Annotated in this window: 22 protein-coding genes; 11 read left to right on the forward strand and 11 right to left on the reverse strand. The window is 71.2% G+C overall.

What is annotated here, in order from left to right; genetic code table 11:
• The first annotated feature begins 272 nt into the window (after window positions 1-272).
• Entirely contained in the window at window positions 273-563 is a 291-nt protein-coding gene (locus tag ACFV6X_RS13825) for a hypothetical protein (RefSeq protein ID WP_385382221.1), read from the forward strand.
• 130 nt (window positions 564-693) lie between these two features.
• Here the strand turns inward: ACFV6X_RS13825 and glnA are convergent, their stop codons facing one another.
• Entirely contained in the window at window positions 694-2,103 is a 1,410-nt protein-coding gene (gene glnA, locus ACFV6X_RS13830; protein ID WP_365453632.1) for a type I glutamate--ammonia ligase, read from the reverse strand.
• A gap of 207 nt (window positions 2,104-2,310) precedes the next feature.
• On the opposite strand from glnA, the gene ACFV6X_RS13835 reads away from it, so the two are divergent.
• On the forward strand, window positions 2,311-2,778 hold the full coding sequence (locus tag ACFV6X_RS13835; RefSeq protein ID WP_365453629.1) for an RDD family protein: 468 nt from the start codon (window positions 2,311-2,313) through the stop codon (window positions 2,776-2,778).
• 165 nt (window positions 2,779-2,943) lie between these two features.
• Here the strand turns inward: ACFV6X_RS13835 and ACFV6X_RS13840 are convergent, their stop codons facing one another.
• Window positions 2,944-4,590 (reverse strand): FAD-dependent oxidoreductase, encoded by a 1,647-nt coding sequence (locus ACFV6X_RS13840; RefSeq protein WP_385382224.1) that lies wholly within the window; start codon window positions 4,588-4,590, stop codon window positions 2,944-2,946.
• Between the two features lie 201 nt (window positions 4,591-4,791).
• Between ACFV6X_RS13840 and ACFV6X_RS13845 the strand changes: the two genes are divergently transcribed.
• The 7 genes from ACFV6X_RS13845 to ACFV6X_RS13875 are packed head-to-tail and all read left to right on the forward strand — an operon-like array spanning window position 4,792 to window position 10,023.
• On the forward strand, window positions 4,792-5,877 hold the full coding sequence (locus ACFV6X_RS13845; RefSeq protein WP_385382227.1) for a TcmI family type II polyketide cyclase: 1,086 nt from the start codon (window positions 4,792-4,794) through the stop codon (window positions 5,875-5,877).
• 35 nt (window positions 5,878-5,912) lie between these two features.
• Window positions 5,913-6,377, forward strand: a complete 465-nt coding sequence (locus tag ACFV6X_RS13850) for a cupin domain-containing protein (protein WP_365453620.1) — start codon at window positions 5,913-5,915, stop codon at window positions 6,375-6,377.
• Window positions 6,374-7,633, forward strand: a complete 1,260-nt coding sequence (locus tag ACFV6X_RS13855) for a beta-ketoacyl-[acyl-carrier-protein] synthase family protein (protein ID WP_385382230.1) — start codon at window positions 6,374-6,376, stop codon at window positions 7,631-7,633. The genes ACFV6X_RS13850 and ACFV6X_RS13855 overlap by 4 nt, the downstream gene beginning before the upstream one ends.
• Window positions 7,634-7,640: 7 nt before the next feature.
• Window positions 7,641-8,885, forward strand: coding sequence for a ketosynthase chain-length factor (locus ACFV6X_RS13860; RefSeq protein WP_385382233.1), 1,245 nt, complete (start codon window positions 7,641-7,643; stop codon window positions 8,883-8,885).
• 44 nt (window positions 8,886-8,929) lie between these two features.
• Window positions 8,930-9,187: an acyl carrier protein gene (locus ACFV6X_RS13865; protein WP_365453610.1), complete on the forward strand. Its 258-nt coding sequence runs from the start codon at window positions 8,930-8,932 to the stop codon at window positions 9,185-9,187.
• Window position 9,188: 1 nt separating this feature from the next.
• Window positions 9,189-9,668: an SRPBCC family protein gene (locus tag ACFV6X_RS13870; protein WP_365453607.1), complete on the forward strand. Its 480-nt coding sequence runs from the start codon at window positions 9,189-9,191 to the stop codon at window positions 9,666-9,668.
• A gap of 22 nt (window positions 9,669-9,690) precedes the next feature.
• Complete coding sequence (locus ACFV6X_RS13875) at window positions 9,691-10,023, forward strand: TcmI family type II polyketide cyclase (protein WP_365453604.1); 333 nt, start codon at window positions 9,691-9,693, stop codon at window positions 10,021-10,023.
• A 77-nt stretch (window positions 10,024-10,100) separates the two neighbouring features.
• Here ACFV6X_RS13875 and ACFV6X_RS13880 read toward each other — a convergent pair whose 3' ends face one another.
• The 6 genes from ACFV6X_RS13880 to lipB all read right to left on the reverse strand — a co-directional run bounded on the left by ACFV6X_RS13880 (window position 10,101) and on the right by lipB (window position 15,549).
• Window positions 10,101-11,147, reverse strand: a complete 1,047-nt coding sequence (locus tag ACFV6X_RS13880; protein ID WP_385382238.1) for a methyltransferase — start codon at window positions 11,145-11,147, stop codon at window positions 10,101-10,103.
• A gap of 43 nt (window positions 11,148-11,190) precedes the next feature.
• On the reverse strand, window positions 11,191-12,267 hold the full coding sequence (locus ACFV6X_RS13885) for a nitrous oxide reductase family maturation protein NosD (RefSeq protein ID WP_385382241.1): 1,077 nt from the start codon (window positions 12,265-12,267) through the stop codon (window positions 11,191-11,193).
• Window positions 12,268-12,409: 142 nt separating this feature from the next.
• On the reverse strand, window positions 12,410-13,111 hold the full coding sequence (locus ACFV6X_RS13890) for a DUF4191 domain-containing protein (protein ID WP_385382244.1): 702 nt from the start codon (window positions 13,109-13,111) through the stop codon (window positions 12,410-12,412).
• Between the two features lie 10 nt (window positions 13,112-13,121).
• On the reverse strand, window positions 13,122-13,364 hold the full coding sequence (locus ACFV6X_RS13895) for a hypothetical protein (protein WP_385382247.1): 243 nt from the start codon (window positions 13,362-13,364) through the stop codon (window positions 13,122-13,124).
• A 271-nt stretch (window positions 13,365-13,635) separates the two neighbouring features.
• Entirely contained in the window at window positions 13,636-14,601 is a 966-nt protein-coding gene (gene lipA, locus ACFV6X_RS13900; RefSeq protein WP_385382250.1) for a lipoyl synthase, read from the reverse strand.
• Between the two features lie 129 nt (window positions 14,602-14,730).
• Window positions 14,731-15,549 (reverse strand): lipoyl(octanoyl) transferase LipB, encoded by an 819-nt coding sequence (gene lipB / locus ACFV6X_RS13905; RefSeq protein ID WP_385382253.1) that lies wholly within the window; start codon window positions 15,547-15,549, stop codon window positions 14,731-14,733.
• A 249-nt stretch (window positions 15,550-15,798) separates the two neighbouring features.
• On the opposite strand from lipB, the gene ACFV6X_RS13910 reads away from it, so the two are divergent.
• Complete coding sequence (locus tag ACFV6X_RS13910) at window positions 15,799-17,235, forward strand: regulator (protein ID WP_385382256.1); 1,437 nt, start codon at window positions 15,799-15,801, stop codon at window positions 17,233-17,235.
• Window positions 17,236-17,437: 202 nt separating this feature from the next.
• Here the strand turns inward: ACFV6X_RS13910 and ACFV6X_RS13915 are convergent, their stop codons facing one another.
• Together ACFV6X_RS13915 and ACFV6X_RS13920 are read right to left on the reverse strand one after the other, a co-directional pair.
• Window positions 17,438-18,817 carry an NAD(P)/FAD-dependent oxidoreductase gene (locus ACFV6X_RS13915; RefSeq protein ID WP_385382259.1) on the reverse strand — a complete coding sequence of 460 codons (1,380 nt, stop codon included), beginning with the start codon at window positions 18,815-18,817 and terminating at the stop codon, window positions 17,438-17,440.
• A gap of 168 nt (window positions 18,818-18,985) precedes the next feature.
• Window positions 18,986-19,882: a TIGR01777 family oxidoreductase gene (locus tag ACFV6X_RS13920; RefSeq protein ID WP_385382262.1), complete on the reverse strand. Its 897-nt coding sequence runs from the start codon at window positions 19,880-19,882 to the stop codon at window positions 18,986-18,988.
• 72 nt (window positions 19,883-19,954) lie between these two features.
• On the opposite strand from ACFV6X_RS13920, the gene ACFV6X_RS13925 reads away from it, so the two are divergent.
• On the forward strand, window positions 19,955-20,443 hold the full coding sequence (locus ACFV6X_RS13925; RefSeq protein WP_385382265.1) for a GNAT family N-acetyltransferase: 489 nt from the start codon (window positions 19,955-19,957) through the stop codon (window positions 20,441-20,443).
• Window positions 20,444-20,465: 22 nt separating this feature from the next.
• Here the strand turns inward: ACFV6X_RS13925 and ACFV6X_RS13930 are convergent, their stop codons facing one another.
• Complete coding sequence (locus ACFV6X_RS13930; RefSeq protein ID WP_385382268.1) at window positions 20,466-21,650, reverse strand: MarP family serine protease; 1,185 nt, start codon at window positions 21,648-21,650, stop codon at window positions 20,466-20,468.
• Window positions 21,651-21,858 lie beyond the last annotated feature (208 nt).

The following is a 21,858-nucleotide window of genomic DNA, read 5'->3' on the forward strand; positions in this document are numbered from 1 at the left end:
CGGCGCCCGGTCGGCCCAGTACGTCTTGCGCCTGAGGATGCCGTGTGATCGGTGGCGGGCTTAGCCTGGAGAGGGAGCTGCTCTCCGGGACGCGCCTCACGGCGACACCCTGCTCACCAACCGACAGCCCACATGCCACACGGACCGCGGCTGATACGTACGCCTCTCAGTCAGGCGACGACACCGACGACCGCGCCGTACCTTCTCGACGGCGGCTGCGGCCATCCGTCCGGCTCGTGCTCCGCACGCTGGGATGGAAGGAAGGCTTTTCCATGAACGCACCACGCGCACGGCGTCTCTTCGCGATGTCCGCCATCGGCGTGCTGATGGCCAGTGGCGCCGCCATCGGCGCAGCCGGCACGGCTTCGGCAGCCACCCCGACCACCAACGTGCCCGCGAACTGGGGCGGGGACGACTGGCGCGACCGCGGCGGCTGGGGTAACGACCGTTTCGGCTACTACAACAACTTCGGCTTCGGCGGCTATGGCGGCTATGGCGGCTATGGCGGCTATGGCGGATACGGCGGATACGGCGGTGGCCCCGTCGTGATCGTGGTCCGCTGAGTCGGTAGCGGCTGCCCCGTCCGGGGCGAACTGACGAGGGCCGCCACCTGGAGCACTCCAGGTGGCGGCCCTCACCGCGTCTCACACGTCAGCGCAGCTCACACGTGGGTGCGGCCCGCTTCGGCGCCTGTCACACGTCGAAGTACAGCTCGAACTCGTGCGGGTGCGGACGCAGCTGCAGCGGGGCGATCTCGTTCGTGCGCTTGTAGTCGATCCACGTCTCGATCAGGTCGGGGGTGAAGACGTCGCCCTGGAGGAGGAACTCGTGGTCGGCCTCGAGGCGGTCGAGGACGGCGCCGAGGGAGGTCGGGACCTGCGAGACGCCCGCGTGCTCCTCGGGAGCCAGCTCGTACAGGTCCTTGTCGATCGGCTCGGCCGGCTCGATCTTGTTCTTGATGCCGTCCAGACCCGCGAGGAGCAGGGCCGAGAAGGCCAGGTACGGGTTGCCCGAGGAGTCCGGGGCGCGGAACTCGACGCGCTTGGCCTTCGGGTTGGAGCCCGTGATCGGGATACGCATCGCTGCCGAGCGGTTGCGCTGCGAGTACACCAGGTTGACCGGCGCCTCGAAGCCCGGCACCAGGCGGTGGTACGAGTTCACCGTCGGGTTGGTGAACGCGAGCAGCGACGGAGCGTGCTTGAGGATGCCGCCGATGTAGTAGCGGGCGGTGTCCGACAGGCCGGCGTAGCCCTGCTCGTCGTAGAACAGCGGGTCGCCGTTGCTCCACAGCGACTGGTGGACGTGCATGCCCGAGCCGTTGTCACCGAAGATCGGCTTCGGCATGAAGGTCGCGGTCTTGCCGTTGCGCCAGGCGACGTTCTTCACGATGTACTTGAAGAGCTGGAGGTCGTCGGCGGCGGCGAGCAGCGTGTTGAACTTGTAGTTGATCTCGGCCTGGCCGGCGGTGCCCACCTCGTGGTGCTGGCGCTCGACCTGGAGGCCGGCCCGGTCCAGCTCCAGGGAGATCTCGGCACGCAGGTCCGCGAAGTGGTCGACCGGCGGGGTCGGGAAGTACCCGCCCTTGTAGCGGACCTTGTAACCGCGGTTGTCCTCCAGCGCGCCGGTGTTCCAGGCGCCCGCCTCGGAGTCGATGTGGTAGAAGGACTCGTTCTCCGACGTCTTGAAACGGACGCTGTCGAAGACGTAGAACTCGGCCTCCGGGCCGAAGAAGGCGGTGTCGGCGATACCGGTGGAGGCGAGGTAGGCCTCGGCCTTCTTCGCCACGTTCCGCGGGTCACGGGAGTACTGCTCACCGGTGATCGGGTCGTGGATGAAGAAGTTGATGTTGACCGTCTTGTCCCGGCGGAACGGGTCCACGCGAGCGGTGGACAGATCGGCGCGCAGCGCCATGTCGGACTCGTGGATGGCCTGGAAACCGCGGATCGAGGATCCGTCGAAGGCCAGCTCCTCCTCCGCGTCGAACGCCGCAGCCGGAATCGTGAAGTGCTGCATGACGCCCGGCAGGTCGCAGAAGCGGACGTCGATGAACTTGACGTCCTCGTCGGCGATGAACTTCTTGGCCTCGTCGGCGTTCTGGAACATCCAGCTCCTCCTACTCCCGACCGTCCCGCCGGGGTGGTAGTTCGTTCGTGCGGCCAGTGCGGTGGCACATGCTGACCCGACCCTAGGGACGCGTCATTTCTCGGGCGTGACCCATTTGTTTCGCAGAAGTTAACCGGCTCTGTTCCACCGTAACCCGGACCCACCCCGGCGTACCTTGGTCAAATCCGGGCGCAGTACCTTTGTCGGGTGGACAAGAGGCAAGCAATCGGATCATGGCTCTCCGGCCCCCGCGCGGCCATGGAGGACGCCGGTGCGGACTTCGGCTACCGGGGCGAGCAGCTCGGCCTGCCGGAGCAGGGGCCGGGATCGATCGCCCGCCCGGGCCGGCGGCTCGGCGCGCTGGCCGTCGACTGGGGTCTGTGCCTCATGATCGCATACAGCTTGATCACGGACGGCTACGGCCAGGCGACCGGCAACTGGGCCCTGCTGATCTTCTTCGTCATGAGCGTCCTGACCGTCGGCACGATCGGCATCACCCCTGGCAAGCGCCTCTTCGGCGTGCGCGTGATCGCCCTCGACACGGGCACCGCCCACCCCGGCCGCGCGCTGCTGCGCACGGTCCTCCTCTGCCTTGCCGTCCCCGCCCTGATCTGGGACCGCGACGGCCGCGGCCTGCACGACCGGGTCGCACGCACGGTCGAGGTACGAATCTGACGTCTGGCGTCTGGCATCCGACACCCGTGCATCCGGCTGCCTGACGGGCGGCAGGCACCCGCTCCGGCCGTCCGGGAAGCGAGAGGTTCACCCGTCCGACAAGCAGAAGGCCACCCGCACCGGTCGGTGCGGGTGGCCTTCGTCGTGCGGGCGGGCCGGAAGGGATCAGTTGCCGTGCAGGACCGTCGCCAGGACCCGGCGCAGTTCGGCCTCCGGGTCCGCCGCGCCCGTGGACGCGCGCCAGGCCACGAATCCGTCGGGACGCACCAGCACCGCCCCGTCGGCCGACGTGCCGTGCGTCGCCGCCCAGTCGTCGTCCTCCGTCTCGAGCGCCAGCTCGGCGTCGGCTCCGGCACCGATCCGGTGGGCGTCCAGCCGTACGCCGTCCGCGTCGGCGATGCGCCGGGCGGCGGCGTGCCAGGCCTGGCCCGCGCCGGAACCGGCGTCGCACAACAGCACCAGTGACCGCTCGTACAGGTCGAGCGTGGAGACCCGCTCGCCCGCACGGCGCAGCCACATGTGCGGGGACCGGCTGCCCGGCTCCGCGGTCAGGCGCATCCCCTCGGGCACGACCGGCTCGGTCGGGTCGGCGCCCACGACGGCGCCCTCCGGGTAGCGGTAGGCGAGGACGATGTTGAGGATGCCGCCGCGCTTGCCGCCACCGACGCCGGGGGCCGGGGCGAAGCCGGGGTGGCTGTGCTCCACCGAGCGGGTCGAGGCGCGGGCGCTGGTGGCCATGGCGACCGGCCGGCGCTCGGCGTCGTAGGTCTCCAGCAGCCCGGGGCCGGCCCAGCCTTCGAGGACGGCCGACAGCTTCCAGGCCAGGTTGTGGGCGTCCTGGATACCGGTGTTGGAGCCGAACGCGCCGGTCGGGGACATCTCGTGGGCGGAGTCGCCGGCGAGGAAGACCCGGTCGTGGGCGTACCGGTCGGCGACCCGTTCGGCCGCACGCCAGGACGCCCTTCCGGTGATTTCCACGTCGAGGTCGGGCGCGCCGACCGCCTGCCTGATGTGCCGCTGGAGCCGCTCCTCGGTGAACTCCTCCAGCGTTTCGCCGTGTTCCGGGTGCCAGGGGGCGTGGAAGACCCAGTTCTCCTTGTTGTCGATGGGCAGCAGCGCGCCGTCCGCCTCGGGGTTCGTGAGGTAGCAGCAGATGAAGCGCCGGTCGCCGACGATGCCGGCGAGCAGCTTGGACCGGAAGGTGATGCTCACGTTGGCGAAGAGGTCGCCCGGGCCGCTCTGCCCGATGCCGAGCCGGTTTCTGACGGGGCTGCGCGGGCCGTCGGCCGCGACCAGGTAGTCCGCGCGGACGGTGTACAGCTCGTCGCTGTCGCGGTCACGGACGTACGCCGTCACCCCTTCGGCATCCTGCTCGAACGACTCCAGGTCGTGGAAGTACCTCAGGTCGCCGCCGAGCGCCTCGGCGTTCCTCCTGAGCACCGGCTCCAGGTCGTTCTGGCTGCACAGGCACCACCCCGAAGGGCTGAACTTCGCGAGGCCGCCGCCCGGGTCGATCTCCTTGAACAGCCATTCGCCGGCGTCCCCGACGAGCGTCGGGGTCTGCATGATGCCGTGGTTCTCCGCGAGGAGGGAGGCCGCCGTCCTGATGTCCGGCTCGACGCCGGCAACCCGGTAAAGCTCCATGGTCCGCACGTTGTTGCCGCGGCCGCGGGGGTGGATCGAGGTCCCGGCGTGCCGCTCGACGAGCATGTGACGCACGCCCAGACGGCCCAGGAAGAGGGAGAGGGACAGGCCCACCAGAGAGCCGCCCACGACGAGGACGGAAACCTGGTGATCGGCTTTCTGCTGCATCAAGGACTCCTGAGGCAGTGGTGGGGGTGGGGAAGTTGTTGGAGTTTTCATGCCCTCTCGAAGGGCCTCCGCGTGATCTATCACCCGCGTGGTTCACGCGAGTCGCGCACTCCGGGGGACCGGCAGAGGATCAAGAGGCGCTGACGTCGCGTCATCGGCGGCGGCGTTCGCCTCTGCCTCCAGAGAAGGAGATTCCGCAGCATGACCACTACGTCGGAAAAGGTTTCGCAGCAGCTGACGCGACAGGTGTCGAAACGGGTCTCCCAGTCCGTGTTCGACGGCTCCCCTCTCAGGGTCGTCCTGCTGGTCGACGTATACGACGGTGCCCAGCAGCAGTTCCTGGAGGCATACGAGCAACTGTGCAACCAGGTGGCCAAGGTGCCCGGCCACATCAGCGACCAACTGTGCCAGTCCATCGAGAATCCCTCCCAATGGCTCATCACCAGTGAGTGGGAGAGTGCCCCGCCGTTCCTCGCCTGGGTGAACAGCGAGGAGCACGTGCAGATGGTGCAGCCGATGCACAGCTGCATCCGCGACACCCGCTCGCTGCGCTTCCACGTCGTGCGCGAGATGGGCCGCGGACTGGCGAAGGTCGACCCGGCAGAGCGCCATCTGCAGATGTCCCCCCGGATCGGCGACGGCGTGATCCGCCACGCCCTGACCTTCACGGTCAAGCCGGGCAGCGAGCCGGAGGTCGCGAAGATCCTCGCGAACTACGACTCCCCCGAGACGCATGTGGACGAGACCACGCGTCTGGTCCGCACCTCTCTGTTCATGATCGGCAACCGGGTCGTACGGGCCATCGAGGTCCGCGGCGACCTGCTCCAGGCACTGCGCCACGTCGCCCGGCAGCCCGAGGTCAGGGCGGTCGAGGAGGCCATCAACCCGTACCTGGAGCAGGAGCGGGACCTCAGCTGCGACGAGTCCGCGCGCGTGTTCTTCACCCGGGCGGCCCTGCCCGCCGTGCACCACGTCAGCACGGACGAACTGCACGAGGGCGAGCGGCACGCCCTCTACTACCCCGCCCGGCCGGGCTGCGGGATGCAGCTGGCCGAGGCGCTCGCCCGGCTGGACGAGGACGCGGCGGAGGACCCGGGCACCCCGGTCCTGCGCAGCACGGTCTTCCAGCGCGACGACGCCGTCGTCCGCCTGGTCGACGTACGACCCGGCGCGGGCGTCGAAGCGGCCGTGCCGAGGCCCGGGGCGCTGGCCCCGCTGAAGTCCCTGCTGGACGGCGACACCGCCGGCATGGAGCTCATCACCGACCGCCGCTCGCCGGACGCCTGACCCCATCAGGCGCAGCACACCCACGGAGGAACGTCGTGATCAAACCCCTTCCGAAGATCGTGGACCTCAGCGAGGTCGAGCCCAACACCCGGCGCGGCGGCGATCTGCGCGCCATGCTGACCCCCACAACGGTCGGCTCCACCAGCGGTTTCATGGGCGTGGCCATCGTGCACCCCGGCGACCGCATCGGTGAGCACTACCACCCGTACTCCGAGGAGTTCGTGTACGTCGTCTGCGGTCAGCTGGAAGTGGACCTGGACGGCGAACCGCACCCGCTCCGGCCGGAGCAGGGTCTGATGATCCCCGCCCACATGCGTCACCGCTTCCGGAACGTGGGCAACGTGGAGGCGCGCATCGTCTTCCACCTGGGTCCGCTGGCCCCGCGCCCGAGCCTGGGGCACGTCGACACGGAGGAGACGGACGTCATCGGGGCCGCCGCGGTGGTCACGGAGCCCGCTTCCGCGGGTGCCGCCCACGACCGAGGTGAGGTTCGGTCATGAGCCGGCGTGTGGCGGTGACCGGCATAGGCATCGTCGCCCCGGGCGGCATCGGTGTACCGGCCTTCTGGGACCTGCTGGCCAACGGCCGGACCGCGACCCGGGGCATCACCTTCTTCGACCCCTCGGAACTGCGGTCGCAGATAGCCGCCGAGTGCGACTTCGACCCGGCCGCGCACGGCCTGGACGAGGAACAGGTCGCGCGCGCGGACCGGTACATACAGTTCGCTCTGGTCGCCGGTGCGGAGGCGGTGCGGGACTCCGGTCTCGACCTGAACCGCGAGAACCCGTGGCGGATCGGGGTGTCCGTGGGCACCGCGGTCGGCGGCACCACCCGGCTGGAGCACGACTACGTCCTGGTCAGTCACCACGGCGAGCGCTGGGACGTCGACCACAGGGAGGCGGAGGCGCATCTGCACCGGGCGTTCTCGCCCAGTACGGTCGCCTCCGCGGTGGCGGAACGTTTCGGCGCCCAAGGTCCGGTGCAGACCGTCTCCACCGGCTGCACCTCGGGCCTGGACGCCGTCGGGTACGCCTTCCACACGGTCGAGGAGGGCCGGGCCGACATCTGCATAGCGGGTGCCTCGGACTCCCCGATCTCCCCTATCACCATGGCCTGCTTCGACGCGATCAAGGCCACGTCACCCAACAACGACGACCCGGCCCACGCCTCCCGGCCCTTCGACAACAACCGTGACGGCTTCGTCATGGGCGAGGGCGGCGCCGTGCTCGTCCTGGAGGAACTGGAACACGCACGGGCCCGCGGTGCCCACGTGTACTGCGAACTGGGCGGCTACGCCACCTTCGGCAACGCCTACCACATGACCGGCCTGACCAGCGAGGGTCTGGAGATGGCCCGGGCGATAGATCTGGCACTCGACCACGCCCGGCTGGACCCGACCGCGATCGACTACGTCAACGCACACGGATCCGGCACCCGGCAGAACGACCGCCACGAGACGGCGGCCGTGAAGCGGGCGCTCGGCCAGCACGCCTACGACACCCCCATGAGCTCCATCAAGTCGATGGTGGGGCACTCACTCGGGGCGATCGGGGCGATCGAGGTGGTCGCCTGTGTGCTGGCCCTCGCCAAGCAGGTCGTACCGCCGACCGCCAACTACGAGACCCCCGACCCCGAGTGCGACCTGGACTACGTCCCGCGTGTCGCCCGCGAACGGAAGCTCTCCAGCGTCCTGTCCGTGGGCAGCGGGTTCGGGGGCTTCCAGTCGGCGGTGGTCCTGACCCGAACGAGGGAGTGAGGACACGATGAGCGAACCGCACGATCGGCGCGCGGCCGTCACCGGCATCGGGGTGGTCGCGCCCAACGGCACCACCATTGACACCTTCTGGAAGGCCACCAAGGAAGGCCTCAACGTCCTCGACCGGGTCACCCGTGAGGGCTGTGAGCACCTTCCGCTGAAGGTGGCCGGCGAGGTCCGCGGCTTCGACCCGGCGGCGACGATCGAGGAGCGGTTCCTCGTCCAGACCGACCGGTTCACGCACTTCGCCATGGCTGCCGCGGACTTCGCGCTGGAGGACGCACGGCTCGGGCAGGCCGACACCTCTGAGGAGCCGTACTCCATCGGTGTGGTCACGGCCGCCGGGTCCGGCGGCGGTGAGTTCGGCCAGCGCGAGCTGCAGCAGCTGTGGGGCAAGGGCAGCCGGTTCGTCGGCCCCTACCAGTCCATCGCCTGGTTCTACGCCGCGAGCACCGGCCAGATCTCCATCCGCCGCAAGCTCAAGGGCCCCTGCTCGGTCGTCGCCTCCGACGAGGCCGGCGGTCTGGACGCCCTGGCGCACGCGGCGCGTGCGGTGCGACGCGGCACCGACGTGATCGTGGCCGGTTCCACCGAGGCGCCGCTGGCGCCGTACTCGGTGGTCTGCCAGGTCGGCTACCAGGAGCTGAGCACCGTCGCCGACCCGACCCGCGCGTACCGCCCGTTCACGGAGGCCGCCTGCGGGTTCGTGCCGGCCGAGGGCGGCGCGATGCTCGTGGTGGAGGCGGAGAGCTCGGCCCGCGAACGCGGTGCCGAGGTCCGGGCCTTCGTCGCCGGGCACTCGGCGACCTTCACCGGCGCCTCCCGCTGGGCCGAGTCCAGGGACGGGCTCGCCCAGGCGATCCGGGGTGCCCTGGACGAGGCCGGCTGTGCCCCGGAGGAGGTCGACGTGGTCTTCGCCGACGCCCTCGGGGTGCCGGAGGCCGACCGTGCGGAGGCACTGGCCATCGCGGACGCACTCGGTGCGCACGGGCGGCGCGTGCCCGTCACGGCGCCCAAGACCGGGATCGGCCGCGGGTACTGCGCGGCGCCGGTGCTGGACACCGCGGCGGCGGTGCTGGCCCTGGAGCACGGCGTGATCCCGCCCACCCCCGGCGTCTTCGACATCTGCCACGACCTCGACCTCGTGACCGGCCGCGCCCGCGCTGCCGAGCTGCGTACGGCGCTGGTCCTCAGCAGGGGCCTCATGGGGTCGAACTCGGCGCTCGTGCTGCGACGCGGCGGCGCCGGGTGAGCCGAACACACCAGCTGCCCTGCAGCAAAGGAGAAGGGATCGCTATGAGTCACCGCATCACACTGGAAGAGCTGTCCGAGCTCATGAAGAAGGCCGCCGGAGTCTCGGTCTCTCCCGAGGAGCTCCAGCAGCGGTACGACGCGGGCTTCGACGCCCTCGGCATCGACTCGCTCGGACTGCTCGGCATCGTCGGCGAGCTGGAGAACCGGCACGGGGCGCCGATGCCCAACGACGCGGAGCGTTCCAAGACGCCCCGCCAGTTCCTCGACCTCGTCAACAGCGCACTTCCCGCGGGAGCCTGACATGGCCGGACACACCCAGAACGAGATCACCATCGCCGCGCCCGTCGACCTGGTCTGGGACATGACCAACGACGTCGCCAACTGGCCGCAGCTGTTCAGCGAGTACGCCAGTGCCGAGATCCTCACCAAGGAGGGGAACACCACCACCTTCCGGCTCACCATGCACCCGGACGAGAACGGCAAGGTGTGGAGCTGGGTCTCGGAGCGGGACGCCGACCGCGAGCACCTCAGCGTCGAGGCCCGTCGCGTGGAGACCGGCCCGTTCGCCTACATGAACATCCGGTGGGAGTACGAGGAGGTCCCGGACGGCACCCGGATGGTCTGGACGCAGGACTTCTCGATGAAGCCGGACGCGCCGGTCGACGACGCGTGGATGACCGACAACATCAACAAGAACTCCAAGATCCAGATGGCTCTGATCCGGGACAAGATCCAGCAGGCGGCCGCCGGTCACCGGTCCGCCCCGGCCCTGGCCGACTGAGCCGGAGGACAGGAGAAGACCCGTGCATCAGGCACTGATCGTCGCCAAGATGGCTCCCGGTTCCGCGCCCGACATCGCCAAGGTGTTCGCGGAGTCCGACCGTGGAGAGCTGCCGCACCTCATCGGTGTCGTCCGGCGCAGTCTCTTCCAGTTCGGCGACGTGTACATGCACCTCGTCGAGTCCGAGCGCGAGCCGGGACCGGCCATCGCCAAGGTCACCTCGCACCCCGAGTTCGTCGGGATCAGTGAGCGCCTCTCCGCGTACGTCAGCGCGTACGACCCGGAGACCTGGCGGTCCCCGAAGGACGCGATGGCCCAGCGCTTCTACCTGTGGGAGCGCGACGCCCGCGCCTGAACACCCCCGTCAGGCCACCGGTGCCGGGCCCGCGTCCTACGCGGGCCCGGCACCGGTGTTCCCCGGAAGCGGTCCGCTCACCCGGCGACCGTGCAGTCGAAGGCGTGCAGGTAGGGGTTGACCGGCCGGACGTCGCCGACGGTCAGGCCCGCCTCCGTCAGCCGCGCCGTCATGCTGGCGGTGGTGTGCTTGGCGCCGCCGACGTTCAGGAGCAGCAGCAGGTCCATGGCGGTGCTGAAGCGCATCGACGGGCTGTCGTCGACGAGGTTCTCGATGACCACGACCCGGGTGCCGGGGCCGCCGGCCTCGATGACGTTGCGCAGCAGCCTGGCCGTGGACCCGTCGTCCCACTCCAGGATGTTCTTGATGACGTAGACGTCGGCCTCGACCGGGACGGACTCGCGGACGTCGCCGGGCACGATGCGCGTCCGGTCGGCGAGGTCGCCGCCCTGGCGCAGCCGTGGCACGGCGTTCTCCACCACGCGCGGCAGATCGAGCAGGTAGCCCCGCATCGACGGGTACTTGTCCAGCAGGCTGGCCACCACGTGCCCCTGGCCGCCGCCGAGGTCCGCCACGGACGAGGCGCCGGACAGGTCCAGCAGTGCGGCGACGTCGCGCGCCGACTGCTCGCTGGAGGTCGTCATCGCGCGGTTGAAGACGTCGGCGGACTCCGGGGCGTCCTCGTTCAGGTAGACGAAGAACTCCTTGCCGTACAGGTCCTCGACGACGTTGCGGCCGGTGCGTACGGCCTCGTCGAGCTTGGGCCAGGCGTCCCAGGTCCACGGCTCGGTGCACCACAGCGAGATGTACCGCAGGCTGTTCGGGTCGTCCTCGCGCAGCAGCCGGGACATCTCGGTGTGGCCGAACGTTCCGTCGGGCCCCTCGGCGAAGACGCCGTAGCAGGACAGGGCGCGCAGCAGCCGGCGCAGCGGCTTCGGGTCGGTCTTCACCGCGGCCGCGAGGTCCTCCACGGTCATGGGGGAGTCCGCGAGGGCGTCGGCGATGCCCAGCCGGGCGGCCGCGCGGACGGCGGCGGCACACGCCGCCCCGAACACGAGCTCTCTCAGCCGCATGGACGGCGGCGGTGGCGGAGGAGCCGAGAGCTCGGGGGATGGAGCGGTCATGTGCCGCCTTCCTTCCTTGCGTGGGTGGGGCAGGTCGGTCCGGTCAGCACAGCCCCGTGGGCTTGGAGGCCCCGCAGGTGTTGGCCTCGAAGGCGTTGGCGCTCGCGGTGGCCTCCTGGTTGACCAGGTCGGCCGGCGAGTTGCCCTCCAGGCGGTTGCCGGTGATCCGGTTCCGCTCGCTGGTGACGCCCACCATGCTCTTGAACAGCACGATGCCGCCCGACAGCGGCGAAGTGCCCGCGTGACCGATGACCGTGTTCCGCGTGACCAGGCTGTTCTCGGCGCCGGTCAGGACGATGCCGGAGCCCTGCAGGAAGGGCAGCCGGGCGGTCTTCGCGCAGTACTTGTTGTTCCGCTCGACGCGGTTGTCGCTGACGGTCAGGGCACCCGCCTTCGGCTTGTTCTCGTCGCCGACGAGGAACATGCCGGTGCAGTTGCCGGTGACGTAGTTGTGCGCCACTTCCAGGTTCCGCATCCGGCGGACGGTGAGGCCGATGCGGTTGTCCGCCAGGTGGTTCCGCTCGATCACCGTGCCCTTGCTGTCCATGGCGCCGACTTCGGCCTTGACGTTGTTGGCGAGGAAGAGACCGGCGTCACCGTTGCCCCGGGCGGTGTTCTGGCGGAACACGCCCCGTGTGGAGTGCTCCTGGGAGATGCCCCACTGCCCGTTGTCCTCGGCGGTCACCCGCTGCACGGTCAGACGGTCGGTCCCCAGGGCGTACAGGCCGACCTTGGGGAACTCGGTCACCTTCAGGTCGGCGATCGTGACGTCCGGGACGGCCTTGTGCTTTGCCCCGATCACGCAGATGCCGTTCCCGGCCGCCTTGCAGCCGATGGGCGGCGTCTTGGTGCCCGGCGCCTTCGGGGCCGGCTTGATCACCGTGCGCTGGCCCATGCCCCGCAGGGTCAGTCCTGGCGTCCGCACCGTGATGCTCTCGTGGTAGGTGCCGGGGAGCACGAGCACCGTGTCGCCGGCCTGTGCGGCGTCGACCACCTTCTGGATCGACTCGCCCGGCGTCACCACGTGGATGCGGTGGGTGGCGGAGGCCGGGGCGGTACCGATGAGCGCGCCGAAGAGCGTGGTCGCGCATGCGAGATACGTGATATGGCGTTTTGTCACATTCGGAAGGCTAAGAGCGAATCACCCCATTACCGGCCGGATGCTCCGTTCGGTGGCGTGTCATCCGGGCGGATGGTACGGCTGAGCCGGCGGCACCCCAGGTGCCGCCGGCTCGGTGATCCGTCTGTCGCGCCGCCGCGACTCAGCGGGCCCTCGGCCCGCCCTTCGGCATCCGCATGCCCTTGGGCATCGGACCCTTCGGCAGCGGCATGTTGCTCATCAGGTCGCCCATCGCGCGCAGCCGGTCCGTGGTGGCGGTCACCTGCGGGCCGGTGAGCACGCGCGGCAGCTTCAGCATGGTCGTGCGCAGCTTCTTCAACTCGACCGTGCCCTCGCCGGTGCCGACGATCAGGTCGTGCACCGGCACGTCCGCGACGACCCGGTTCATCTTCCTCTTCTCGGCGGCCAGCAGGGACTTCACCCGGTTGGGATTGCCCTCGGCGACCAGCACGATGCCGGCCTTGCCGACCGCCCGGTGCACCACGTCCTGGCTGCGGTTCATCGCCACCGCGGGGGTTGTCGACCAGCCCCGGCCGATGTTGTCGAGCACCGCCGCGGCTGCGCCCGGCTGGCCCTCCATCTGCCCGAAGGCCGCCCGCTCGGCCCGGCGCCCGAAGACGATCGCCGTCGCGAGGAAGGCGAGCAGCAGGCCCAGGATGCCGAGATAGATGGGGTGACCGATCAAGAAACCGATCGCGAGGAAGACACCGAGGGTGACGATTCCGACTGCCGCGAGTACAAGACCGATCTTCTTGTCGGCCTTGCGGGTCATCTTGTAGGTCAGAGCGATCTGCTTCAGTCGCCCGGGGTTCGCAGCGTCCGCTGCGGTTTCCTTCCTCGCCATGCCACGAAGTCTACGTGTCCCGCGAAGCGCCTTCGACGGCAGTGTGCAACTGAGGAGCGACGGGGGCGAAGGCCTGCTCCACGATCTGCTGCGCCTCGATCCGGTCCTTGGCCCTGCGGCGGTCCTCCAGCACGGAGGTCCAGGCGTTGCGGCGCGCGGTGCGCTGACCGCTGCTCATCAGCAGCGACTCCACTGCGCGCAGGGCGGTGGAGAAGGACGGAATCGCGGTGGCGCGAACGGGCGCGGCCTGCATGGTGGAGGTCCCCCCTCGAAAAGGCTGCGGATGCGGGTGTACGTGGTGTGAGTCCAGCGTCACTGATTGGTGTTACCAGGGCGTGACCGACCGGTCAAACACCGATGAAGCCTTGACGCGAAGCCCCCGCACACGAACGCGGCCCTGACGCACGTCCCCATCTGCGAGGACGGTCAGGACCGCGTCGTATCGGTCACTACTGACGGGTAGCGCTTGTGCGGGAATTCACACGCCTGCCACGCGCCGTGCGGGGCAGGCGTGTGACGCCGTGTCAGACGGCCTGGGCCGCGATGTACGTGCCGCGCTTCTCGACGGCCATCTGGTACAGCCGCCCGGCGCGGTACGAGGAGCGCACCAGCGGGCCGGACATCACACCGGAGAAGCCGATCTGCTCGGCCTCCTCCTTGAGCTCCACGAACTCCTGCGGCTTCACCCAGCGCTCCACCGGGTGGTGGCGCACCGACGGGCGCAGGTACTGCGTGATGGTGACCAGCTCGCACCCGGCGTCGTGCAGCTGCCTGAGCGCGTCGCCGACCTCCTCGCGGGTCTCACCCATGCCGAGGATCAGGTTGGACTTGGTGACCAGGCCGTGGTCGCGGGCCGCGGTGATGACCTTCAGCGAGCGGTCGTAGCGGAAGCCGGGGCGGATCCGCTTGAAGATCCGGGGAACCGTCTCGACGTTGTGCGCGAAGACCTCGGGGCGGGAGGAGAAGACCTCGGCCAGCTGCTCCGGGACCGCGTTGAAATCGGGGGCCAGCAGCTCGACCTTGGTGCGGCCCTCGGCGCGGTCCGCGGTCTGCTGGTGGATCTGGCGCACGGTCTCGGCGTACAGCCAGGCGCCGCCGTCCTCCAGGTCGTCGCGGGCGACGCCGGTGATGGTGGCGTAGTTGAGGTCCATGGTGACCACGGACTCGCCGACGCGGCGGGGCTCGTCGCGGTCGAGCGCCTCGGGCTTGCCGGTGTCGATCTGGCAGAAGTCGCAGCGCCGGGTGCACTGGTCGCCGCCGATGAGGAAGGTCGCCTCGCGGTCCTCCCAGCACTCGTAGATGTTGGGACAGCCGGCTTCCTGGCAGACCGTGTGCAGGCCCTCGCTCTTCACGAGGTTCTGCATCTTCGTGTACTCGGGGCCCATTTTCGCCCGGGTCTTGATCCACTCGGGCTTGCGCTCGATGGGGGTCTGGCTGTTGCGGACCTCCAGGCGCAGCATCTTGCGTCCGTCGGGTGCGACTGCGGACACGACCGGCTCCCTAGCGATTGATTCTTCGGCGACTTCAAGGGTACGCCCGTTGATTTGAATGCCCGGCGTGGGTGCTGGCCTCGCTGGGGCTGCCGTTCCCGGACCCTGCTGCCGGCCCGCGTCCTCGTCTCAGACGCCGGACGGGCCGACTGCTGCCGGCGTCCTCTCGATCTCGCGCGGCCTCAGGTCCGCGTTCTCCAGTACGTCCGTCAGATGGCGTTCGACGACCGGGGTCACGTCCTCGATCGTGAGGTCGCGGCCGAGCTCGTTGGCGAGGGAGGTCACGCCGGCGTCGCGGATGCCGCACGGGATGATGCGGTCGAACCAGGCGTTGTCCGGATTCACGTTGAGCGCGAAGCCGTGCATGGTGACGCCCTTGGCGACGCGGATGCCGATCGCGGCGATCTTGCGGTCCTCGCGGCGCTGGCCGGCGTTGGAGGGAGCGTACTCGGGGCCGTTCAGGCGCGGGTCGAACTCGTCGTCCTGGAGGCGGGGGTCGAAGTCGAGGGAGAGGCCGCCGAGGGACGGACGCTGCTCGACCGGGTCGCCGAGGACCCAGACGCCGCTGCGGCCCTCGACGCGGGTGGTCTCCAGGCCGAACGCCGCGCAGGTGCGGATCAGTGCCTCTTCCAGCCGCCGTACGTGCGCCACGACGTCCACCGGGCGCGGCAGCTTCTGGATCGGGTAGCCCACCAGCTGGCCCGGGCCGTGCCAGGTGATCTTGCCGCCGCGGTCCACGTCGATGACGGGGGTGCCGTCGAGGGGGCGCTCGTTGTCGGCCGTGCGCCGGCCCGCGGTGTACACCGGCGGGTGCTCCAGCAGCAGCACGGTGTCGGGGATCTCGTCGGCGAACCGCGCCGCGTGCACGCGACGCTGCTCGTCCCACGCCTCCTGGTACTCGACGGCGTCCGCACCGAATCCCATACGGACGAACCGCAACTCACTCACGGCAAGCGCCTCCCTAGAAGGTCGTAAGGCACGAAAAGCGCCTACGTCACTGTACGACTGCCGGGGGTGCGTCAGCGCTGGTGGCAATCCTCACACGATCGGATGAATGAACGTCGAAGTGTGCGATCAGCTGCTCACTCTCCGCTACATTCGCGCCGTTCACGAGGCCATAAGGGCTGCTCACAGGCAATCCGGGCAGCACGGCGGCGAAGGCCGCCGAAAGCCCGAAGGCAGGAGACCGCACCGCAGATGACGGAACGACCCGCGCAGCGCACTCCCAACCGCCAGCTCGCCGCGCTCATCGCAGAAGCGGGGTTCTCCAACGCAGGTCTCGCCCGTCGCGTGGACCAGCTCGGCCTCGAACACGGACTCGACCTCAGATACGACAAGACGTCCGTCACCCGCTGGCTGCGAGGGCAGCAGCCCCGAGGCACGACCCCGGCGCTCATCGCCGAGGTGTTCACCCGCCGGCTCGGCCGCCGGCTCACCGCCCAGGACCTGGGCCTGGACGCCTGCGCCCCGGTCTACGCGGGTCTGGAGTTCGCGGCCGGTCCGGAGGAGGCCGTCGACATCGTCAGCGGCCTGTGGCGCAAGGACTCCGGCAGCCATGCCGAGCTGCGCAAGATCGCCTTCACGCCGGCCGGGCTGGTCGTCCCCAGCCGGGACTGGCTGATCGGCCGGGCCGACGAGCGGGTCGCCCGGGGCGACGCCCCGGCCCGGGTGCCCCTCCAGGGCCGCCCCACGGTGCCCCAGCAGCGCGGCCGGGCCGAGCGCGGGCCCGGTCACCGGGTCACCGGCGGCGACATCGCCGCGCTCCGCTCGGTCGCCGAACTGTTCCGCACCCTCGACAACGCCTACGGCGGCGGCCACGCCCGGCAGGCGCTGGTGCGCTACCTGGAGCACGAACTCGAACCGATGCTGCGGGGCACCTACGGCGAGCAGACCGGCCGCCGGCTGTTCGCCGCCGCGGCCGACCTCACCCGGCTCGCCGGCTGGACGTCGTACGACATCGCCGCGCACGGGCTCGCGCAGCGGTACTTCGTGCAGGCGCTGCGGCTGTCGCAGGCCGCCGGGGACCGGGCGTACGGGGCGTACGTGCTGGTCACCATGAGCCGGCAGGCCGTCTATCTCAGCCATGGTCGGGAGGCCGTGCAGCTGGCGAGGGTGGCCCAGCAGGGAGTGGGCGGTTCCGCGCCGCCCGTCGTCCAGGCGCTGCTGCACGCCGCCGAGGCGCGGGGGCACGGGGTGCTGGGGGAGGTGCGGGCGTGCACCGCGTCGCTCGTCCGCGCCGAGCGCGCGCTGGAGACGGCCCGGCCCGGGGACGATCTGCCGTACTGGGCGCGCTTCTTCGACGAGGGGCAGCTCGCCGACGAGTTCGGGCACTGCCACCGGGACCTCCAGCAGTTCCGCGCCGCCGCGCAGCACGCCGAGCGGTCGCTGCAGCTGCGGCCCGCCGGGCTGGCCCGCAGCCGGCTGTTCTGCCGTGTCGTCCTCGCCACCGCCCGCCTCGGCCTCGGCGAACTCGACCAGGCCTGCCAACTGGCCGCGGAGGCGGCCGGCCAGGCGGCGGAGATGCGCTCGGTGCGGGCGGTGGAGTACGTCAAGGACTTCGAACGCCGCCTGGAGCCGTACAAGGACGCGGCCCCGGCCCGAAGCTACCGCGACAAGGTGGCGGCACTGAACTGAACGACGCCGACGCGACGGCGCTTCGCTCCCGCCGCACCTCTCCCGGCCCTCGGTGCGGTGCCCCGCGCGCCGCGGCCCCGGGGACGGCGCCTCCACGCGCCGCCCCCGGGGGCCCCGACGGCGCCGCCCCCCGGGCCGCAGGCCCCCTTGTGGCGGTGCCCAGGTGTCCGTGGATCCCTCGCGGGCGGACCGGCCGGGGTGTTCAGGCCGCGTGGGCCGTGGGGTTGGGGTCTGCTGTGTGCAGGGAGCCCGCCGCACCGAGGTCCGTGAGGATCGCCGTGGACGCGCGGCGGCCCGAGTGCAGGGCGCCCTGGACCGTGCTGGTGTCCCGGTGGTCGCCGCACACGTACAGGCCCGCCAGCAACCGCACCGGCCGTCGCAGATCGTGCGGCGGCCGCATCGCCGGGACGGCCTCGGCGGTGCGCTGCACGGCCAGCGTCTCCCAGCGCGCCGTCGACGTGCCGTACAGCCGGGCCAGGTGCATCCGCACCGCCGTGTCGACATCGCCCGGCGCCGTCCCCAGGACCGTCGACGACACCAGCGCCCGCCCCGCCGGCGCCCGCGCCGGATCGACCGCGCTGACCACCGCCGTGTGCGCCACCGGCCCACCCCGGTCGGCGTCCAGCAGCAGCGACGCGCCGGTCTCCGGCGGCTCGTCGGTCGTGTGGTGCACCACCGTCACCGGATGGAAGTCCGGCACCCGCAGCCCGGGCAGAAACTCGGCCGCCGTCCGCGCGTCCGTCGCCACCAGCACGGCCCGGCACCGGAACTCCCCATGCTCGGCCGTGCTCACCGACGTCGTGGACACCCCGGTGACCCGCACCCCGGTCCGCACCGACCCCGGTGGCAGCCCGCCCGCGAGCAGCTCCGGCAGCACCTCCGCGCCCCCCTCCGGCAGACACATCCGCCCCGCCGCGAACGCCCGGAGCGCGAGGTCGGCGCACCGGCTGGACGTGGTCAGCTCCGGGTCGCACAGCAGCGCGGCGAGCAGCGGGCGCAGGAAGCCGTCGATGGTCCGGGCGGGCAGCCCGCGCGTCGCGAGGGCCTGTCCGGCGGGCGACTCCGGGCGGGACAGCAGCCGTTCGACCGGCATCGCGCCGATCCGGGCGAGCGCGGCCCCGAGCCGCGCCTGGTCCACCGCACCGCCCAGCGGCGCACCCGCCCGGGGAGCACCCGCCGGCCCGCGTGCCCCGGAGGCCGGCCGCGGCGTCACCCTGGGGGCGCTCGCAAGGGCGCGCACCGCATGGAGTGCGCCCCTTGCGCTCCCACCGCCCGCCGGGGCGCCCGCACGCTGCCGGCGCCCGTCGCTGTGCAGCAGGACGCCGGGGGCGAACGCGCGCAGCGCGAGCGCGTCGAGCCCCGGTGTCAGGCGCAGTTCGGGATACGACGTGAACAGGAGCTGCCCGATGCGGTCGAGCCGGAAGCCGTCGACCTTCTCCGTCGCCATCCGCCCGCCCACACAAGGGGCGGCCTCCAGCACGGTGGTCGCGATTCCTGCACCGGTCAGCCGATGCGCCGCGGCGAGACCGGCGACCCCGGCTCCCACGACGACGACGTCCGCCTGATACGCGGGCTCAAGCACGTGCCCCTCCTCGACGTTACGCGGCCGGTGGAGAGGTCATGCCCTCAACCGGCCTCGGAGATACCCGAGTTCGGGTCGAGGTTAGGCCTGCCTCCGGTCAAGGACAGTCGCGCATGAACAGGGCACGGTCGCACAGCGGTCGCATACGGTCAGACCCGTCGGCACACCTCACCCGGCCGCCCGGATCGCCCCCTCGATCCCCGGGAACACGAAGCCGAACCCCGACTCCAGCAGCCGCTTCGGCACCGCTCGCTGACTGCCCAGCACATCCCCGGCCATCTCGCCCAGCGCGGCCCGCAGCACCGGCGCCGGCACCGCGAACAGCGTGGGCCGGCGCAGCACCCGCCCCATCGCCGCGGTGATCTCACGGTTCGTCAGCGGCTCCGGGGCCGTCAGGTTGAACGGCCCCCACAGGTCCTCCCGGTCCAGGAGGTGCCGGATCGCGGCGACCTCGTCGTGCAGCGAGATGAACGACCAGTACTGCCGCCCGTCCCCGAGCCGGCCGCCGAGCCCGGCCAGGAACAGCGGGAACAGCCGCCCCCAGGCGCCGCCCTCGCGGGACACCACCAGCCCGGTCCGGGTGAACACCGTCCGCACCCCCGCGTCGCGCGCGGGCGCCGCGGCCGACTCCCACTCCACGCACAGCTCCGGCAGGAACCCCCTCCCCGAGGGCGCGTCCTCGTCGACGGTCCGCTCCCCGGTGTCCCCGTAGTAGCCGATCGCGCTGCCGCTGACGAGGACCCGCGGCCGCCGCTCCACCGGCAGCCCGGCGACGGCCCTGGCCAGCGTCGCGGTACCGAGCACCCGGCTGTCACGGATCCGCGCCTTGTACGCGTCGGTCCAGCGGCGGTCGCCCACGCCGGCGCCCGCGAGGTTCACCACCGCGTCGCACCCCGCCAGCCCGGCCGCGTCGACATGCTCGCCCTCGGGGTCCCAGCGGATCTCGTCCGCCGCCCGGGGCTCCCGGCGCACCAGACGCACCACTTCGTGCCCCTCGGCGGTCAGGGACCGCACGAGGGCGCTTCCGATGAGGCCGGAGGCGCCGGCCACCGCGATTCGCTCCATGCGCCCATCCTGCCCGGTCGACCGGGCGGAACGGCCTCACCGACGCTGGTACGGCCGCCGTACAGTGACGTCATGCCGGTTCCGTACATACGTCACGCCAGGTACACCGACGAGGAGACGCTGGGGTGGCTGGACCGCCGCTGCTGGTCCGCGCTGCACTCCGTACAGCCCCGCCCCAGGCCGCCGTACGAACCCTTCTTCGGTGACCGCTTCGGGCCGCGCGACCATCTCGTGGCCGAACTCGCCGGAGTGGTCGTCGGCTACATCCGGCTGGGCCTGCCGACGCCGCTGGAGAGCAACTCCCACGTCCGGCAGATACAGGGCCTGGTCGTCGCCGACGAGGCGCGGGGCGGCGGGGTCGGCCGGGCGCTGCTGCGGGCCGTGCAGGACGAGGCACGGCGGCAGGGGGCGCGCCGGCTCACCCTGCGGGTCCTCGGGCACAACACCCCGGCCCGGGGGCTCTACGAGGCGGAGGGCTTCGTGGTGGAGGGCGTGCTGCCGGAGGAGTTCTTCCTCGACGGGAAGTACGTCGACGACGTGCTGATGGGCCGCGCCCTCTGAGGCGCCCCGCCGGGCGCCGCCGTCACGACGTCACCAGCTCGCCGGTGTCCACCGGCACCGTCGCCTCCGCCGCCCGTGCCGCGTCGCCGGCGACCTCCGCGGCCGTCAGGACGTACCCCGTCTCCGCGTCGGACGTGGAGCGGGCGAAGACCACGCCGAACACCTTGCCGTCGGTGGTCAGCAGCGGGCCGCCGGAGTTGCCGGGGCGGACGGTGGAGCGGATGGAGTAGATCTCGCGGGTGACGTTCTCGTTGTTGTAGATGTTCTGCCCCGTCGCCCGTACCCGGTTCGCGACCGTCGCGGCCTGCAGGTCCAGCCCGCCGTCCTGCGGATAGCCGGCGACCACCGCCGCGTCCCCGCGGTCGGCGTCGTCGTCGAACTCCAGGGCGGGAGCGGGCAGATCCGGCACATGGAGCACCGCCACGTCCTTGTCCGGATCGAACAGCACCACCCGGGCCTGGTACGACGGCCCGACCCCGCCGATCCGGACGGTCGGTGCGTCGATGCCCGCCACCACGTGCGCGTTGGTCATCACATGCTCGGCCGCGTACACGAACCCGCTGCCCTCACGCCCCTGTCCGTCCGCCACACCCTCGACCTTGACCGTGCTCCGCCTGGCGGCGTCGGTGGCGCTCTGCGTGACGTTGTCCCCGGAGGGTCTGGCCACCTCGGCGGTCGACTCGTTCTCGAAGGGGTTGAACACCTGCGGAAAACCCGCCTCGGTGAGCGCGGACGTGGCCCGCGAGAACCAGGCCGGAGTGGCGTCCGGCATCGCGGTCTGCACTGCGCCCAGCAGCCGTGAGTCCCGGATCGCGCCCGTCAGCAGCGGCGAGGAGGACGCGGCCAGCACGCTCGCCGCCACCCATGCCACGATCAGCACCGCCACCGAGTTGGCCGCCGCCCCGCCCACCCCGTCGGCCACCCGCAGCGGCCCCCGCTCCAGCTCCCGGCGCAGCCGCAGCGCCGGCCGCCCCGCCAGCTCGTGCCCCACCACCGCCGGCACCAGCACCGTGAGCACCGCGGTCACCGTCGCCGCCGTCGTCCCCGGCGAGACCAGATCCATCACCCACGGCAGGATCCACACGCCGATCACCGCGCCGCCGACGAACCCGGCGAGCGAGACACAGCCGGCCACCAGCCCGCGCCGGTAGCCGGAGCCGGCGTAGGCCAGGACCACCAGCGCCAGCACGATGTCGAGCAGGTCCACGGAGCAGCCTTTCCCCAGTCCCCGTCAATGCGCGCGGCTACGCGCCCCGGCACGCCCTAGTACGCGCCGGACGGGTCCGGTGATCAGCCACGACCGTGGTGCCGGCCGCGAACCCGCCACGTGTGCGTGTACCCGAAAAACGTCACCGACCCGGACGATGGTTCCACCAGGTGGCACAGCACCCATCGCGGGCGGACCGGACCGGCCC

The sequence above is a fragment of the Streptomyces sp. NPDC059861 genome (assembly GCF_042731435.1).
Taxonomy (GTDB): Bacteria; Actinomycetota; Actinomycetes; order Streptomycetales; family Streptomycetaceae; genus Streptomyces.